At 56.5% G+C, this 1,305-nt stretch carries 2 protein-coding genes and 1 pseudogene; all 3 read right to left on the reverse strand.

The genetic code is table 11. The features are described from left to right. Positions 1-313 precede the first annotated feature (313 nt). Complete coding sequence (locus tag KUV26_RS23470; RefSeq protein WP_222510273.1) at positions 314-673, reverse strand: helix-turn-helix domain-containing protein; 360 nt, start codon at positions 671-673, stop codon at positions 314-316. Between the two features lie 113 nt (positions 674-786). Beyond that, positions 787-1,011, reverse strand: a complete 225-nt coding sequence (locus KUV26_RS23475) for a hypothetical protein (RefSeq protein ID WP_222510274.1) — start codon at positions 1,009-1,011, stop codon at positions 787-789. A gap of 18 nt (positions 1,012-1,029) precedes the next feature. Beyond that, a pseudogene (locus tag KUV26_RS23480) lies at positions 1,030-1,305 on the reverse strand (transcriptional regulator); the annotation flags it as partial.

Below are 1,305 nucleotides of genomic sequence, written 5' to 3' on the forward strand. Positions count from 1 at the left end.
AACGACTCCACGTCGCACCTAAGAATTTCGGCCGCCGACGAATGGCCCGGTGCTCCCGCGACGGAAAGCACAGCGGTTACGGCAGCTGAGATGAATTGTGCCTGCATCCAACTCTCCTATTCATGCCTTCCGCCCCCCTGAGCTGCTCTATTGTGTGTTCTAGCGGTTTCCGCTTTCACGGGGATACGGATGGAAGACGCTGTTCCAGCCTTGCCCATGGGTAGCAGTGTGCAATCTTCCCCTCAATCACGGGCTGATTTTGATTTTAGCCGTAGTGTTGCAGTGGAATGCTGGCGGGATCCTGTGCATCACTTTATGCGGCAAGTGATTTTGCTAGAGAGAGTAGCTGAGTTCGGCTCTTCTCAGGGATGCCATAGTAGGACCGCACTAGGTCAACAGCTTCTTTCTCGAGCAGCGGGCTGCGGCTTATGTCAGTTTCAGAGCCCGTGGGCCCATCAACGTTCAGACCCTCGAAAAAATAGGAGACCTCAACCTCAAGAGCTTCAGCAATCTCCCAAAGCCTCGATGCGCTGACGCGATTGACGCCAGTCTCATACTTTTGAACTTGCTGGAACTTCACATTGCAGCGAGCAGCCAGGTCTTGCTGTGACATGCCTTTCATCCAGCGGCAGTGACGGATGCGATTGCCTACATGTTGGTCGATTGGGTTCATCGTTTGGTTCCCCTAGCAAAATAAGTGGAGCCTCGTTACCTCCTAACCTGCTCCGATCAATTTAAGATAGAATGAACCCTAGGGAAATCCCGTGTTTCACACGGCACCGGGACTTAGCGGCACGCCGGCGCCGGCAGGCCGGCCGATTGGGCTGCATGCACTTCGTCCAGGTTAGCCTCGCCGTCTGCGTTGGTTACGGTCGCCGCAAAGATTTCGGATGTCAGTTTCGGGCAGGCCGCCTGAAGCTCTTCCAGAGGTAATGTGCCGTTGCTGTGCAGCACCCAACGCAAAAAGCCGCTTCTGTTTGCGTGCAGCTTTTTCGGTTTCGCCTTGTTCATGCAAATCCGTGCCAGCGGTCAGAATTGAGCTTCCAGCCTGAAGAGGTCGAGAAAGTTCTGAGCCGCCGGGAGGTCGCCTTCCGCGCCGACGTGCCCCTTGGCAATCAGCTGTGGCAGGGGGGAAGTGCCGTAGACTGCTGACGCCATCGTATTCCCGTTTCCTTTCAAAACAAATGGCGCGTCCGGTTGCTTGACGGCAATCGTCCGCAATTGCCCGTCCCGCAAGCTCATCTCAAAGGCTTCGCTGCCGAAATCAAAGCCGGCCAGGGCCTCGCGGCCGGCGGCGCGGTCGCG

The organism is Leisingera daeponensis (assembly GCF_019801465.1).
In the GTDB taxonomy this organism is placed as follows: Bacteria; Pseudomonadota; Alphaproteobacteria; order Rhodobacterales; family Rhodobacteraceae; genus Leisingera; species Leisingera daeponensis_A.